Source organism: Veronia nyctiphanis, assembly GCF_004116385.1.
Lineage (GTDB): Bacteria > Pseudomonadota > Gammaproteobacteria > Enterobacterales > Vibrionaceae > Veronia > Veronia nyctiphanis.
Window position 1 is genome coordinate 47450 of record NZ_PEIB01000023.1, and the last position, 15997, is coordinate 63446.

Sequence of the window (15997 nt, forward strand, 5' to 3'; positions counted from 1 at the left end):
GCAAGAATAGAATAACTACAGGAAAGTGAAATGGTCGCAATACGTGACTCGCACCTAAACGAAGATAAACAATTTAAGCTTACTGACTGGGTAAACAGACTGGATCAGGATAAAGCCACCAGTGATGCAATTCTGGCGGCTTATCACTTTTGTCTGAAACAAGGCGAAGATGATGAACTTCGCTTGCCGCTCTGGCGCGGCCGCGAAATGGTCGAAATACTGATCACTCTCAGTATGGACAAAGATACACTGCTAGCTGCAGTGTACTTTCCGCTGGTGGAAGCGGGCTTGCTCAATACCGATGCGCTCGCTGAGCATTGCGGCACCGAGATCGCCAAAATGGTCTCTGGCGTTCAGCAAATGGCAGCGATACGCCACTTGAACGCGACCACAGAAGAGAGCGCAACTGCGGCGCAGGTCGATAACATCCGTCGTATGTTGCTGTCGATGGTGGATGATTTCCGCTGTGTGGTCATTAAGTTGGCTGAACGTATTTGTCATCTGCGTGAAGTGAAAGACGAGCCTGATGAGATCCGGGAATCCGTGGCGAAAGAATGTGCAAATATTTATGCGCCTCTGGCAAACCGTCTTGGCATTGGCCAGCTCAAATGGGAAATCGAAGATTACGCATTTCGCTATCAGCATTCAGGTACCTACAAGCAGATAGCCCGCCAGTTGTCAGAACGCCGCATTGACCGTGAACAATACATCGACACCTTTGTGACTGATCTTCAGCAGTCGATGGAAGCGGGCCATATCAATGCGCAGGTGTATGGCAGACCTAAGCACATCTACAGCATCTGGCGCAAAATGCAGAAGAAGAGTCTCGCGTTTGATGAGCTCTTTGATGTGCGTGCTGTGCGGATCATCGCGGATAAACTTCAGGATTGTTATGCCGCTTTAGGCATGGTGCATACCAAGTATCGTCACCTGCCAAAAGAGTTTGATGATTACGTCGCGAACCCAAAACCAAACGGCTATCAGTCAATTCATACCGTGGTACTCGGCCCAGAAGGCAAGACGGTAGAAATACAGATCCGTACCAAGCAAATGCATGATGATGCTGAGCTTGGGGTCGCTGCGCACTGGAAATACAAAGAAGGTGCATCGGCTGGTAGAAGCGGCTACGACGAGAAAATTACTTGGCTGCGGAAGCTGCTCGCATGGCAGGAGGAGATGTCTGACACCGGCGAGATGATGGATGAACTTCGCAGTCAGGTATTTGATGACAGAGTCTATGCGTTTACCCCGAAAGGTGACGTGGTTGACTTGCCAATTGGTGCGACACCGCTGGATTTTGCCTATCACATTCACTCAGAAGTCGGCCACCGCTGTATCGGTGCCAAAGTGGAAGGGCGTATCGTACCCTTCACTTATCATCTGCAAATGGGCGATCAGGTAGAGATTATCACCCAGAAGGAGCCGAACCCTTCTCGTGACTGGTTGAACCCGAGCCATGGCTTTGTCAATTCAGGCCGTGCGAGGGCGAAGATTAATGCTTGGTTCCGAAAGCAAGACAAAGACAAAAATATAGTCGCAGGCAAAGAGATGCTGGATGCGGAGCTGGTCAAAATCGGCGCGGTCAGCAAAGATGCTTCACTGGCAATCGAGCGATTCAATATCAACTCGCTCGATGAGTTGTATGCAGGTGTGGGCACCGGCGACCTTCGCATCAATCAGGTCGTCAATCACATCAACGCTCTGGTCAATAAACCGACCAAGGAAGAGGAAGACCGTCAGCTTCGTGAGAAACTGGAGCAAGCAGAGGCTCGCGCGTCGTCTCCGGCGAAAACGCATCGCGATGCGGTTGTGGTTGAGGGCGTTGATAATCTGATGACCCATTTGGCCCGTTGTTGTAGCCCTTTACCGGGCGATGATATTCGTGGGTACGTGACGCAAGGTCGTGGTATCTCGGTTCACCGCGCCGATTGCGAGCAGCTGACAGAGCTCGGTCATCATGCCCCGGAACGTATCATTGATACCGTCTGGGGACGCGGATTTGTCGGTAACTACAACATTGGTGTTCGCGTTCTTGCCACTGAACGCAACGGTTTGTTGAAAGACCTGACAGGCACGCTTTCGAATGAGAAAGTGAAAGTCGCAGGCATGCACAGCCGTGTCGATTATAAAAAGCAAATGTCCATCATGGACTTTGACTTAGAGCTCAGCGACCTGGATACACTGGGTAGAGTGATCAATCGCCTAGAGCAGGTCAAAGATGTGATTGAAGCGAAACGTCTTCGCTGATCTGTCTCGTATGGCTACTGTAATCAGGGGAAAGCCATGCTTTCCCCTTTTTTGATGTTAAAAGGACTGAAAAATGGAAAAAACTTCTGCCATCGACACATTGCTTCAGATTATGGCAACGCTGCGTGACCCGGAGCAGGGGTGCCCGTGGGATCAAAAGCAGACATTTGACTCTATTGTCCCGTACACCCTCGAAGAAACCTATGAAGTGATTGATGCCATCGAACATAAAGCATGGTCAGAGGTAAAAGATGAACTGGGTGATTTACTGTTTCAGATTGTTTTCTACAGTCAGATGGGCAAAGAACAAGAGCTGTTTGATTTTGAGGACGTCGCACAGAGTATTTGCGACAAATTAGTGCGCCGTCATCCACACGTCTTTGGTGAGAAAGATGCCGATGGTAAGCTATTGGTGCCCGCTGATTGGGAAGGGATAAAAGCCAAAGAGCGTGAAGGCAAAACGGAGCCTGCAAAGGTTGCAAGTGTGCTTGATGATATTCCCAACGCACTGCCGGCTCTCAACCGTGCCAATAAAATCCAGAAGCGTTGTGCCCATGTTGGATTTGACTGGGACTCACTGGGCCCTGTTGTCGACAAGGTGCATGAAGAAATTGAAGAGGTGATGGAAGAGGCGCTAATGGCAGATATTAACCAGCAGCGCGTCGATGAAGAAATTGGCGATCTTCTGTTTGCCGTCGTCAATTTAGCAAGGCATGTGGGCACCAATCCGGAAATGGCACTTCGCGCAGCAAACAGCAAATTTGAACGTCGCTTCAGGCAAGTGAGGATGCTTGCAGGGAGTGCGGGAAAAATATTGAGCAAAGTCAATTGGATGAGTTAGAAGCGATCTGGCAAGACGTTAAACGAAAAGAACAAAAAAACTGAAACAATCAAACACTTGATTTGTGATAAAAAAAAAGACATCTTGATGTGATAGTTTTCACGTTGTGGGAATTTTAAGGCTCTGGTATCATGGCTTCCCGTCCAGATTTCCAAAAAATTCCCCTAACCCAACTCTCAGGTTTAGCATGACAACGAATTACATTTTTGTTACGGGCGGTGTTGTATCCTCCCTTGGTAAGGGTATTGCTGCAGCATCATTGGCAGCAATTCTAGAAGCACGTGGTTTGAAAGTAACCATGATGAAACTTGACCCTTACATCAATGTCGATCCGGGTACCATGAGCCCGATTCAACACGGTGAAGTATTCGTAACGGAAGATGGCGCAGAAACTGATCTCGATCTCGGTCACTATGAGCGCTTTATTCGCACCAAAATGAGCAAACGTAATAACTTCACCTCCGGTCGTGTCTATGCAGACGTACTGCGTAAAGAGCGCCGTGGTGACTATCTGGGTGCCACTATTCAGGTTATCCCTCACATCACAAACTCAATCAAAGAGCGTGTGCTGGCAGGTGGCGAAGGCCATGATGTTGCGATTGTTGAAGTCGGTGGAACAGTGGGTGACATTGAGTCACTGCCGTTCCTTGAGGCAATTCGTCAGTTGGCGGTTGAGTTGGGCCGCGAAAGTGCAATGTTTATGCACCTGACTTTGGTTCCTTACCTTGCCGCTGCTGGTGAAGTGAAAACCAAGCCGACACAACACTCAGTGAAAGAGCTGCTTTCTATCGGTATTCAGCCAGACGTGCTGGTTTGCCGCAGTGACCGTGTTATTCCTGCTAACGAGCGTGCCAAGATTGCACTGTTCTGTAATGTGCAGGAAAAAGCCGTTATTTCAATGAAAGACGTCGATTCCATCTACAAGATCCCATCGTTGATTCGTTCACAGGGACTTGATGACCTGATTTGTCAGCGTTTCGGTATCGAAGCGCCTGAAGCTGACCTGTCTGAGTGGGAGCAGGTTATCTACGAAGAAGCCAACCCAACGGGTGAAGTCACCATCGGTATGGTGGGTAAGTACATAGAACTGCCGGATGCCTACAAATCAGTCAACGAAGCACTGAAGCACGGTGGCCTTAAAAATCGTCTAACTGTGAACATCAAGTACGTTGATTCACAAGATGTTGAAGCTAAAGGCGAAGAAGCCCTTCAGGGTCTTGATGCGATATTGGTACCGGGTGGCTTTGGCGACCGTGGTGTTGAAGGCAAGATAAAAGCGGCAAACTATGCCCGTGAAAACAATGTCCCGTACCTCGGCATCTGCTCGGTATGCAGGTTGCATTGATTGAATACGCACGCAATGTTGTGGGTATGGAAGGTGCAAACTCAACAGAATTTAATAAAGCCTCTGAATTCCCCGTTGTTGGTCTGATCACTGAGTGGGTTGACGGCGAAGGCTGGTTGAGCAACGCACTGAAAAATCTGATTTAGGCGGCACAATGCGTCTGGGTGCGCAACTGTGTCACCTCGCTGACGGCACCAAAGCACGTGAACTCTATGGCAACGCGACGATTCATGAACGCCACCGCCATCGCTACGAAGTCAACAATGTGCTGCGTCCTCAGCTTGAAGAAGCAGGTCTGGTAGTTTCTGGCCTGTCTGCTGACAAGAAGCTGGTTGAAATCATCGAAAACCCGGCTCACCCATGGTTTGTGGCGTGTCAGTTCCACCCAGAGTTTACTTCAACGCCTCGTGACGGCCACCCTCTGTTTGAGGGCTTTGTCGCGGCAGCAGGGAAAAATCAGCGCGGCGAGTTGAAATAAAAGGATTAAAGAGCGGTTGCAGGCTGAGCTTGCAGCCGCTTTGTTTTTTGAAGCTAAATGACATATTAAGAGGAAACACAATGTCTAAGATCGTTAAAGTTCTGGGTCGCGAAATCATTGATTCACGCGGTAACCCAACTGTAGAAGCGGAAGTTCACCTAGAAGGTGGTTTCGTGGGTATGGCTGCTGCGCCTTCAGGTGCATCAACCGGTTCTCGTGAAGCTCTGGAACTGCGTGACGGCGACAAAGCACGTTTCCTGGGCAAAGGTGTTCTTAAAGCGGTTGAAGCGGTAAACGGCGAAATCGCAGAAGCACTTCTGGGTAAGGATGCTAAAGCTCAAGCAGATATCGACCAGCTGATGATTGATCTGGACGGTACTGACAATAAGTCTAAATTCGGTGCGAACGCTATTCTGGCGGTTTCTCTGGCTAACGCAAAAGCAGCCGCTGCTGCCAAAGGCATGCCACTGTACGAGCACATTGCTGAGCTGAACGGCACTGCAGGTCAATTCTCTATGCCTCTGCCAATGATGAACATCATCAACGGTGGTGAGCACGCAGACAACAACGTAGACATTCAGGAATTCATGATCCAGCCAGTTGGCGCGAAAACCCTGAAAGAAGGCCTACGCGTTGGTGCAGAAGTGTTCCATAACCTTGCTAAAGTTCTGAAAGGCAAAGGTATGAGCACAGCAGTGGGTGACGAAGGTGGTTTCGCACCAAACCTTGAGTCAAACGCTGCGGCACTGGCTGCTATCAAAGAAGCTGTTGAGCTGGCAGGTTACGAGCTGGGTAAAGACGTTACTCTGGCGATGGACTGCGCGGCATCTGAGTTCTTCGATAAAGAAGCAGGCAACTACAACATGAAAGGTGAAGGTAAAGTCTTCTCTTCTGAAGAGTTTAACCATTACCTGGCAGGTCTGGTTGATCAGTATCCAATCGTTTCTATCGAAGACGGTCTGGACGAGTCTGACTGGGCTGGCTTCAAGCACCAGACTGAACTGCTGGGCGACAAAATCCAACTGGTTGGTGACGACCTGTTCGTAACGAATACTAAGATCCTTGCTGAAGGTATCGAGAAAGGTGTTGCTAACTCTATCCTGATCAAATTCAACCAAATCGGTTCACTGACCGAAACTCTGGCTGCGATCAAGATGGCGAAAGATGCAGGCTACACGGCTGTTATCTCTCACCGTTCAGGTGAAACAGAAGATGCAACTATCGCTGACCTAGCGGTAGGTACTGCAGCAGGGCAAATCAAGACAGGTTCTATGAGCCGTTCTGACCGTGTTGCTAAGTACAACCAGCTGATCCGTATCGAAGAAGCGCTGGGCGAAAAAGCACCATACAACGGTCTGAAAGAAGTGAAAGGCCAAGCGTAATTATTCGCGACGTAGCGCTGCAAAAGCGGCGCTTTGAAACAAAACGGCTCCCAACTTTCAAAGTGGGAGCCGTTTTTTATTGCTTGCGTTGCGCTTAATTTTTCGTAGTCAGTTTATGCTTTATCTGGTTTAGCTATATTTGGTAAATCGCCACTTAGCCCAAGTGCACGGCGGATAAATAAGTCTTTTACGCCTGGCAATACAGATGCTGCCGTCAGGCCAATGCCGCGAAAAAGTTTTTTCATTGGGTGCTCACCTGAGAACAAATCTCTAAAGCCCTGCATAGCCGCAATCATCTGCGCAGCTTCTGTTTTACGCCAACGTTCGAACGGGCGCAGATTTGCTTTATCGCCAATATCTTTGCCGACATTGTGCAGGCGTTCAATTTCTTGCGCTAAGGATACGGCATCCAAAAGACCAAGGTTCACGCCCTGTCCAGCTAGTGGATGAATAGTATGGGCGGCATCGCCAATCAATGCGACACGGTCTCTGACAAAGTCTCTGGCATAGCGCATTTTAAGCGGAAACGCTACGCGCTCGCTTTCCACATGACAAAGCCCCAAACGGCTGTCAAAGGCGGCGGTAAGCTCACGATTGAATGCATCGTCTTCAATTTCGCAGCGAGCCTGCGCATTATCGGGGGATTGCGACCAGACAATTGAGCACAGGTGTGGGTCTGAGAGCGGCAGAAAGGCCAGGGGGCCATCAGGTGTAAAGATTTGTCTTGCTATACCGCCATGAGGCTCGTCGGTTCGGATATTTGCAACCAGTGCGCTGTGGCCATAATCCCAATGGGTGAGAGGAATCGACACTTCGTTTCGTAGCCATGAATTGGCACCGTCAGCGCCCACCACCAGTTTGGCGGTCACTGCCTTGCCTGAAGACAGGGTGAGGAATGCCTCGCTCTCACCAAACATGATGTTGCTGCACTTGTCCGGGCAAAGCAGTATGACATTGTCCTGCTGTTTTACTTTTTCCCACAATGCCAGCTGGATAACACTGTTTTCAACAATGTACCCGAGGTTAGGTTGGCCTAAAGACATGGCATCGAAATCAATGGCCGCAAAGCTGTCTTGTTCCCAAACGTCCATTTTTTGGTAAGGCTCATGCGACGGGACTCTATACCCGGCCATGCCCCTACACGGCGAAGAATGCGTTCGCTGGCGCGGCTAAGTGCTGACACTCTGAGGTCATGTTGATCCGGCAATTGTCCGTCAGGTTCATGACCTTCAATCACTGCGATACGTAAATCGCTGTCAGCCAGCGCAGCAGCCAGTGTCAGTCCTACCATACCACCACCGGAAATGGCGATGTCTACATTGGTCATTTTCATTATCGGTTCACCAGTCCCATAGCTTGTTTCAACAAAGGTGCTTTGAGTGGGGGAAGCGCCGTCATGGCATTCAGACCGAGATTTCTGCCAAGGGCAAGTATGGAAGAATCATTTGAGAAGCCCGACACCAGCGCGGATGTCATCATCACCGTTTTGTTTCGGTCTTTTTCGCGTCGAGTGCGATAGCGTTGCAGCAGCGACATATCGCCAGAGTCCTTGGCACCATTGGCGAGGTGTGCAGCGATTTCTTCGGCAAGCGTCGCCACATCGCGGAGTCCAAGGTTGAACCTTGCCCGGCAATAGGGTGCAGCGTCTGTGCGGCATTACCAATAACAGCGAAACGGTGACTGACTAACTGGTTGGCCTGACGCAGAAGAAGCGGATAGGCGGAACGTTTACCTGTTTGGGTTAACCGCCCCAGTCGCCAGCCGAACGCCTGTTGTAACTGTTCTAGAAAATCACTGTCAGGCAACGCCATGATTTCATCCACTTTCTCCGGCGGAATACACCATGCCAGAGAGCAACGCCCCTCACTCATTGGCAACATGGCGACAGGGCCTGAACGAGTAAATCGCTCAAAGGCGAATCCGTGATGAGGCGTTCGGTTGATACATTGGCAATCACAGCGACCTGATGGTAATCGAATTCAGAGCGGTCAAGGCCAAGCATCTCGCAGCACGCGGAAACCGCACCATCTGCCGCGACAGTGAGTTTTGTATTGATCGTTGTACCGTTATCTAATTCAACATCGACGCTATCGACATAGCGATTGATATTGCTGACTTTGGTTGGGCAAAGGAGCGTGACGGCATCGCTGGCATTGAGAGCTTGATGAAAAACACGCCCAGCATCAGCTAACTCGATGACATTGCCTAAAAAGGGAAGCCCTTCGCTGTCAGCGGAAAAGGCCGTGTGTCCAAAATGGCCACTGTCTGACACCTTGATGGCTTTGATGGCGGTGGCGCTTGGTGAGAGCTGCTGCCACAACCCAAGCTCATCAAGAAGCTGGCAACTGCCATAGGCCAGCGCGATACTTCTGGCATCGTAGCCGGATGACTATCGTCGGGCACCGCTGCTTCTACCACAGCCACACGGATGTTACCCGCCGTGAGTTTTTCCAAAGCCAGAGCAAGTGTTGCTCCAGCCATTGCACCACCGGCAATCACGAGATCATATTGATGGTTTTGCTTAGTGTCTGCCATGAGGTGCCTGCTCCCTTAATGCAACGTTTTGTTTTGTTCCGGCGGTTGGCGTTTACCAAGAACGGCGTGAATAGTCATGGCACAAACGCGCACGTGCTCAATCACTTGTTCAAACAAAATGCTTTGCTCTTCCATGTCATCATCTTCGTCAACGCCGAGTTGCGCAATTTCTGTCAGATCGCCAAGCGCCTCTTTGATATCACTGTCGAGGTCAGCTTGTTTGATGTTCATCAACCCGATACCCGCCATAAAACTACTTACCCATTCACTTAACGCGTCAGCACGGTCAATTAGATCACCATCTTCATCGGGCAGTAGCAGAGAAAACGACAGCTCATCAGACAATAGCTCACCTTTGATGATAGACATGCTGTTGGTTGCAATCAGCATGGCATTGGTAGGCCACGCCATACCGTCATTAGTGAAATCGTACAGCATTGGTACCCATGTACCTTGCTCCGAGTCCAGGCCTCCACACATCATTCCTGCTAGAAGCCCATGCATCTCAGCAGGTGTCACGGCCAGACTGCTGGTTGAGAGTGTGGTTTTAATTGCCTCGTATTGAGGTAGAGTGGTGTCAGTCAATGGAACTACCTTGCATGCTGAAAAATATTGATGCCATGCTACCACTTCCATCAAAAATGACTAAACAAAGCAGTGAAAAAAGTCTCGCTCTGTTGACCAGAAAGACCATTTGTTCTGATTTTCATCACATTGATGGCTTTTCGACTAGTTAACACGTCGTGAGACACTCAGGTGTAGGATAAACTTGAAGTTTAATATTGCTTTTCTTATAGTTGCGGCTGTTGCGTCAGAGTGCGACAACGCGTTCTGCATGGAGCTCACAAAGATTATGATTACTCAGGCTGTTGAAATAAAAATTCTTGGTAAAGTGATGCGTGTTAACTGCCCGTCTGGGCAGGAAGAAGCGCTTGTCACTGCAGCGGAAGACTTTGATCAGCGGTTGCATGAATTGTCTGAGCGCACTAAAGTAACCAATACGGAACAGCTGCTTACTATCGCTGCATTGAATGTTTGTAATGAACTGCATGCAGAAAGAGCGAAAAGTGATTCCGAGAAGGAGCTAATGAAGCAGCGCATAGACTTGCTTCAGCAATCCATCGAAGCGGCGCTGCAAAAACACAGCGCCCGGCATGAAGCCTAGAAACCAGTTTGACCCTGGAGTGTTTGTCAGCGGATCCACGTCCCTGAGCCGATAAGCAAACTTAAGGATGATGTGTTATAAGCTATTGAGCATGCTCGGCTCGTACCGAGAAGCCTACGGTTTATTCGCCTTGTCCGCCTTGAACCGCAGGGTTCAAGGGCTGACGATCCCAACGGCACTCCGGGGCCCCCTAATGCAAAATGTGGAGCCCTCCATCGCGGCAAGGACAGCCGAATGACCTCATTGAATCAAAGCCAACAGCAAAGGCAAGCACTGCGAAAGCAAGTGCGTCAGGCCCGGCGGGCATTAAGTGATGATCAACAACGTTGTGCCAGTGAGGCTTTACTTTCCTACTTCTGTGAATCAAGCGAAGTCAAAAATGCATCCCGCATTGCCTTATACCTCTCTGTTGATGGTGAAATAGATACTCAGCCGTTGATTGATGCTTGTTGGCAGCAGGGCAAAGAGGTGTTTCTGCCTGTCCTTCACCCTTTTACACCCGGACATTTACTCTTTCTGCTCTACCGAAAAGAGACGCCGATGAAGGCAAATACTTACGGAATTGCAGAACCCGTCTTGGATGTCACAGCGGTTTGTCCTGTCACTGAGATAGATGTGATTTGCACCCCGTTGGTGGCCTTTGATGCGCAAGGACAGCGACTGGGTATGGGAGGAGGTTATTACGACAGAACGCTGACCACCAAGGGCCTAAAGGCAACGCCTATAGGTCTTGCACATGATTGCCAGCAGGTGGAGCGTTTACCCGTTGAAGCATGGGACGTTCCTCTCCCGCATATTCTTACGCCTTCTCGTCACTGGCGGTGGTGAAGGTCAAAACGCGGTTAACTCTTCGTATTAGTGGCTGATCCAGATTACAGCTGCGGGTATACTCTGCGCCAGTCAGGGTATTTAGCAGGAGACGCAAAATGACACAGGATGAAATGAAAAAAGCAGCTGGTTGGGCGGCTTTGGATTACGTAAAACCCGGAAGCATCGTTGGCGTTGGCACAGGTTCAACGGTAAATCACTTCATTGATGCACTTGAAACCATGAAAGATGACATTGAAGGTGCGGTTTCAAGCTCTGTTGCATCGACTGAGCGCTTGGAGAAAATCGGTATTAAGGTTTTTGATGCCAATGAAGTGAGCAGCTTGATGTGTATGTTGATGGCGCAGATGAGATTAACGGCGCTAACGAAATGATCAAAGGCGGCGGTGCTGCGTTGACCCGAGAGAAAATTGTGGCTGCGCTTTCCAAGCAATTCGTGTGTATCGTTGATGGCACCAAGCGTGTTGAAGTGATGGGTCAATTCCCTCTTCCTGTCGAAGTGATCCCTATGGCCCGTTCTTATGTGGGCCGCGAGTTAGTGAAGCTAGGCGGTGACCCTTGTTATCGTGAAGGCGTTGTAACGGACAACGGCAATATCATTCTTGATGTTCACAATCTTCAGATTACTGATGCTAAAGGCCTGGAAGATAAAATTAATGCGATTGCAGGTGTTGTCACTGTGGCTTATTTGCCAACCGTGGTGCGGATGCTCTGATCGTCGGTACACCAGAAGGTGTTAAAAAATACTGATTTTTCCGCAAATTAGCAGGGTATGGGGTGAAAGTCCTTTTTAACTTCTTATGCCAAACGTTTGCGTAACAGAAAGTCATAGACTTAACGGTGCTCCCTCAGCACCGTTTTTTTATGACTAATTACGCAAATTTCTTACCTTTCTTTGTTTGTTTTTGTTACTTTAAGCACTAAATATGCTCTAACAGCCCAAAATAAGAGCAATGAATTTGAGATTTTCCGTTAGTTTTTAAGGACAAGAACGCCCATGGCAAAAATATCTCTGGAGAAAGACAAAATTAAGATCCTTCTTCTGGAAGGCGTCCACCCGAGCGCACTGGAAACCCTTCAAAGCGCTGGATACTCCAATATTGAATATCACAAAGGCTCACTGTCAGGAAAAGAGCTTGAAGAAGCGATTGCTGATGCGCACTTTGTGGGTATCCGTTCCCGTACTCAGCTTACCGAAGAGGTATTTGAAGCTGCGAAGAAGCTGGTCGCTGTGGGTTGTTTTTGTATTGGTACTAATCAGGTCAATCTTGATGCAGCAGCCGTGCGCGGTATCCCCGTTTTCAACGCACCGTTTTCTAACACCCGAAGTGTTGCTGAGTTGGTACTAGGCGAAATCTTACTGTTGCTTCGCGGTATCCCAGAGAAAAACGCTAAGGCACACCGTGGTGAGTGGTTTAAGTCAGCAGACAATTCTTACGAAGCGCGTGGCAAAAACCTCGGCATTATCGGTTATGGTCACATCGGTACTCAGCTGGGCATTTTGGCCGAGAACTTGGGTATGCGTGTTTACTTCTACGATATCGAGAACAAACTATCTCTCGGTAATGCCGAGCAGATTCACTCATTGAGCGAGCTACTCAACAAGAGTGATGTCATTTCTTTGCACGTGCCTGAAACCGACAGTACGCAAGACATGATGGGTGCGGAAGAGTTCTCACGTATGAAGCCGGGTTCAATCTTTATCAATGCTTCACGCGGCACAGTGGTTGATATCAATGCACTGTGTGGTGCGATGGAAAGTGGTCATCTTGCAGGCGCTGCAATTGATGTATTCCCTGTTGAGCCCAAAACCAATAAAGACCCGTTTGAATCACCACTGCGTGCTTTTGATAACGTTATTCTGACACCGCACATCGGCGGTTCAACACAGGAAGCACAGCAAAACATCGGCATTGAAGTCGCAGGCAAGCTGGCGAAATACTCCGATAATGGTTCTACTCTATCGGCAGTTAATTTCCCTGAAGTCTCGCTGCCAGGCCATGGTGGCACCTCGCGCTTGTTACACATCCACGAAAACCGTCCGGGTATTCTGACCAAGCTGAATACTATTTTTGCTGAAGACGGTGTGAACATTGCCGCTCAGTATCTGCAAACAACGGCTGATATTGGTTATGTGGTTGTCGACATTGAAACAGAATACGCAGAGAAAGCACTGCAGAGAATGAAGACTATCGAAGGCACAATTCGCGCCCGTATTCTGCACTGATTCTTCATAATCATTTTGTCTCTGTTATGGGGATAAAAAAAGGCCGCATTTGCGGCCTTTTTTGTGATTAGGAAATACGATGCTACTTGTCTTTCAACTCGAAAATCACTTCTACGCTGTCGCTAACCTTGATTTGGCCGCCTTTGTAGCTCTCACCAATGTTGTTATCGGCTGCGGCCATCATGCGATATTGTGGCGCTGGGATGGCAGAGCTCTCGTCATAATAACGGATTTTGTACACACCCTTGATAGACTCACCGAAGCCTTCTGCTAATGCCTTGGCTTTTGCGATAGCATCCTGAACAGCCGCCTGTCGTGCTTGTTCTTTCAGCATTTTCAGGTTGCTGGCTTGCATATTGATGAAGTTGATGCGGTTGATTCCATCATCCAGCGCACCGTCTAACACATCATTGAGTTTGTCCAAGTCGTTGATGGTGATCGAGACCGAGCGGCTGGCCCGATACCCAGTTAGCACTGGTGCGCTGTCTTTTGGATAGCGATACTGCGGTTGCAGTGAGATATTGGCGCTTTCAATGTCTTTTCTTGAAATACCTTTTTTCTCAAGCCTTGTCAGCAATGCTGCGACAGCCTTGTCTGAGCCTTGTTTGGCCTCTTTGGCTGTGCGTTCGTTAGTGGTGACTTCTACCTGAATGTTGGCCATGTCGGGTGTGGTGGCAACTTCACCAATTCCCATGGTTTCGATATGAGCAAAATCCATGTCACCAGCAAAAGCCAGCGGTGAAAGTAGAACCTGAGTTGACAGCAAAGCCGCTAAAAAAGTCTTTTTCATTTTTCTCGTCCGAAGTGTTAGCACAAGGGTTCGACAATAAATAACCCAGTAATATCCCAAGTGGCGAGGGAAATTTTTCTGAGGCTGGTCATTTCCTTTTATTTTTTCTGAATTAAGGCCTGTCTTGCATACTGAATGCAAGTCTCGCTGACACGACGAAGGATACCGCTTTCTGCGTTGAACCTTTGCCAGTACAGAGGTCGATGGAGTGATTTTCCGGGGCACATATTTATAAGCGAACCGTTCTCGATATCTTTCGCAGCCATAAGGGTTGGCACTGAAGCATAGGAAACGCCGAGTTTTGCCATGGTAATGAAAGCTTCTGAAGATCTTACAAGATGACTTCGCCAACTGTCTGGCGGCGCATCAAAATGATACTGCAAAAACTCAGCATGGAGAGGATCAAATTTGTCGAATACCACAGCAGGTGCCCGGCATATTGATGTCTTTTCCAAGCCATCAGAAAAGAAGCGCTGATAAAATTCAGGGCTACAGACACAGATATATTCCATATAGCCAAGAAAGTCTGACTGACAACTCGCAAGAGATTTAGGCTCGCTGCTGATGGCAGCAATGGCTTCACCGCTTTTCAGTTTATCGAGTGTAAGCAACTCATTATCGACCAGAAGGTCCAGTTCAATCAGCTGTTGGTCCATCAGTGGCGATAAAGCTGGGAGCAGCCAGGTGGCGAGACTATCCGCATTGGTGGCGAGAGAAACTGTGACTCTTTCGTTATCATTGATACCAACAATGTCAGGCAATACCTCGCTTTCGAGCAACATCACCCGGCGGTAAAGGCCCAGAAGTTGTTGCCCTGTTGGTGTTGCGATCGGTGGTGAGCCTCTTATTAGCACAGGTTTGGCAGCCAGTTTTTCGAGTTGTTTTATCCGCTGTGATACCGCTGATTGGGTGATGCACAGTGAATTTGCAGCAGGCTCAAAGCCGCCATACGAAATAACATGATCAAGTGCTTCGAGCCATCGGTAATCAAGGCCTCTCATTTTAGAAATTAGTCCAGCTAATGATTTATTAAAATTATTAGTTTTACTTGATGTGTGTGCAAGGGCTAGGCTGTTATTTTTCGATAGAACAAAGGAGAAAAACGTGTTGAGTTTACTGACTATTGTTCAGGGATTTGGATTGGGCCTGAGCATGATTATTCCTATTGGTGCCCAGAACGCGTTTGTACTCAATCAGGGGTTGAACAGACAGCATCACATGCTGACAGCCGCAATCTGCTCTGTCTGCGACTTGTTACTTATCCTTGTTGGCATCTTTGGTGGAGGCATGCTGCTCGCCAGTAATCCGGTGCTTTTGAATCTTGTGACATTGGGTGGTATCGCCTTTGTGGTGGTCTATGCATGTCAATCATTTAAAAGTGCGTTCTCTGAAACAGATAAACTCTCGCTATCATCGGGTCGTTTTCGCTCCCTAGGTGCCGTCGTGATGGGCACTCTCGCCGTCACATTGCTAAACCCGCATGTTTACCTAGACACGGTTGTTGTTCTCGGCTCGATTGGTGGTCAATTGGTTCAAACTGAGCGAGTCGCGTTTGCTATCGGTGCGGTGTCTGCATCTTTGGTGTGGTTCTTCTCTCTCGCTGCTGCCGCTGCACGTCTGTCCTCAATACTGAACAAGCCCGCTATTCGACGGTGCATCGATATCTTTGTCGGGTTGATGATGCTGTTTGTCGGTGTAAAGCTCGCGATGTATTGGTTGTCCGCCTGAGACAATGCCCAACCTCTGTGTTTTAAAAGGCGTTTACTGGGGTTTGTCTGGCACCTTCCGCATGAATATGGGATTATTGGCAGCTATATTTAGAAGAATCTGAAAGGCTTACTCGGGATACCTCATCCATGCGAACACTTACTGTGTGCCTGATCTGTCTGGTCGGCTGGCTTCAATACCATCTATGGTGGGGGAAGAACGGCGTGCTGGATTATCACGAAATCAAAGATGCCAGTCAGGCCACGGCGCAGGCAAACGCAAAACTTAGCCAGCGTAATCAGCAAATGTTCGCTGAAATTGCCGATCTTAAACGGGGCCAGGAAGCGATTGAAGAGCGTGCCCGTAACGAGCTGGGAATGATCAAGCCGGGTGAAACGTTTTACCGCATTACAGGTGAGTAAGCCCTTAATCTCAACAACACAGACAGACTC

At 48.8% G+C, this 15997-nt stretch carries 10 protein-coding genes, 1 other RNA gene and 5 pseudogenes; 11 read left to right on the plus strand and 5 right to left on the minus strand.

What is annotated here, in order from left to right; translation table 11 throughout:
- Positions 1–30: 30 nt before the first annotated feature.
- The 4 genes and pseudogenes from relA to eno all read left to right on the plus strand — a co-directional run bounded on the left by relA (position 31) and on the right by eno (position 6293).
- The gene (gene relA / locus CS022_RS16495; protein WP_129123202.1) at positions 31–2247 is read left to right on the plus strand and encodes a GTP diphosphokinase; all 2217 of its coding nucleotides are present in this window, start codon (positions 31–33) and stop codon (positions 2245–2247) included.
- A 73-nt stretch (positions 2248–2320) separates the two neighbouring features.
- Positions 2321–3132 (plus strand): annotated as a pseudogene (mazG, locus tag CS022_RS16500) (nucleoside triphosphate pyrophosphohydrolase).
- A 143-nt stretch (positions 3133–3275) separates the two neighbouring features.
- Positions 3276–4911: pseudogene (locus tag CS022_RS16505) on the plus strand (CTP synthase).
- 80 nt (positions 4912–4991) lie between these two features.
- Complete coding sequence (gene eno, locus CS022_RS16510) at positions 4992–6293, plus strand: phosphopyruvate hydratase (RefSeq protein WP_129123203.1); 1302 nt, start codon at positions 4992–4994, stop codon at positions 6291–6293.
- Between the two features lie 113 nt (positions 6294–6406).
- On the opposite strand, the pseudogene CS022_RS16515 reads toward eno, so the two are convergent.
- From CS022_RS16515 to CS022_RS16525, 3 genes and pseudogenes are all read right to left on the minus strand, one after another.
- Positions 6407–7626 (minus strand): annotated as a pseudogene (locus CS022_RS16515) (FAD-dependent 2-octaprenylphenol hydroxylase).
- Positions 7626–8828: pseudogene (gene ubiH / locus CS022_RS16520) on the minus strand (2-octaprenyl-6-methoxyphenyl hydroxylase). Before ubiH ends, CS022_RS16515 begins: the two co-directional pseudogenes overlap by 1 nt.
- Positions 8829–8843: 15 nt before the next feature.
- The gene (locus tag CS022_RS16525) at positions 8844–9413 is read right to left on the minus strand and encodes a YecA/YgfB family protein (protein ID WP_129123204.1); all 570 of its coding nucleotides are present in this window, start codon (positions 9411–9413) and stop codon (positions 8844–8846) included.
- A gap of 268 nt (positions 9414–9681) precedes the next feature.
- Between CS022_RS16525 and zapA the strand changes: the two genes are divergently transcribed.
- The 5 genes and pseudogenes from zapA (at position 9682) to serA (ending at position 13048) form a co-directional block, all read left to right on the plus strand.
- Positions 9682–9993, plus strand: a complete 312-nt coding sequence (zapA, locus tag CS022_RS16530) for a cell division protein ZapA (protein ID WP_129123205.1) — start codon at positions 9682–9684, stop codon at positions 9991–9993.
- An 8-nt stretch (positions 9994–10001) separates the two neighbouring features.
- Positions 10002–10184, plus strand: a non-coding RNA gene (gene ssrS / locus CS022_RS16535) — 6S RNA.
- Between the two features lie 43 nt (positions 10185–10227).
- Positions 10228–10821, plus strand: coding sequence for a 5-formyltetrahydrofolate cyclo-ligase (locus tag CS022_RS16540; protein WP_129123206.1), 594 nt, complete (start codon positions 10228–10230; stop codon positions 10819–10821).
- Between the two features lie 98 nt (positions 10822–10919).
- Positions 10920–11571 (plus strand): annotated as a pseudogene (gene rpiA / locus CS022_RS16545) (ribose-5-phosphate isomerase RpiA).
- A 247-nt stretch (positions 11572–11818) separates the two neighbouring features.
- A complete protein-coding gene (gene serA, locus CS022_RS16550; protein WP_129123207.1) occupies positions 11819–13048 on the plus strand; it encodes a phosphoglycerate dehydrogenase in 1230 nt (409 codons plus the stop codon).
- Between the two features lie 82 nt (positions 13049–13130).
- On the opposite strand, the gene CS022_RS16555 is transcribed toward serA, so the two are convergent.
- Positions 13131–13838 (minus strand): oxidative stress defense protein, encoded by a 708-nt coding sequence (locus tag CS022_RS16555; RefSeq protein WP_129123208.1) that lies wholly within the window; start codon positions 13836–13838, stop codon positions 13131–13133.
- A gap of 98 nt (positions 13839–13936) precedes the next feature.
- Positions 13937–14839: a LysR family transcriptional regulator ArgP gene (locus tag CS022_RS16560; RefSeq protein ID WP_129123209.1), complete on the minus strand. Its 903-nt coding sequence runs from the start codon at positions 14837–14839 to the stop codon at positions 13937–13939.
- A 106-nt stretch (positions 14840–14945) separates the two neighbouring features.
- Between CS022_RS16560 and CS022_RS16565 the strand changes: the two genes are divergently transcribed.
- Both CS022_RS16565 and ftsB read left to right on the plus strand, forming a co-directional pair.
- Positions 14946–15566: a LysE/ArgO family amino acid transporter gene (locus CS022_RS16565; protein ID WP_129123220.1), complete on the plus strand. Its 621-nt coding sequence runs from the start codon at positions 14946–14948 to the stop codon at positions 15564–15566.
- A gap of 128 nt (positions 15567–15694) precedes the next feature.
- Positions 15695–15967, plus strand: a complete 273-nt coding sequence (gene ftsB / locus CS022_RS16570) for a cell division protein FtsB (RefSeq protein ID WP_129123210.1) — start codon at positions 15695–15697, stop codon at positions 15965–15967.
- Positions 15968–15997: the final 30 nt, after the last annotated feature.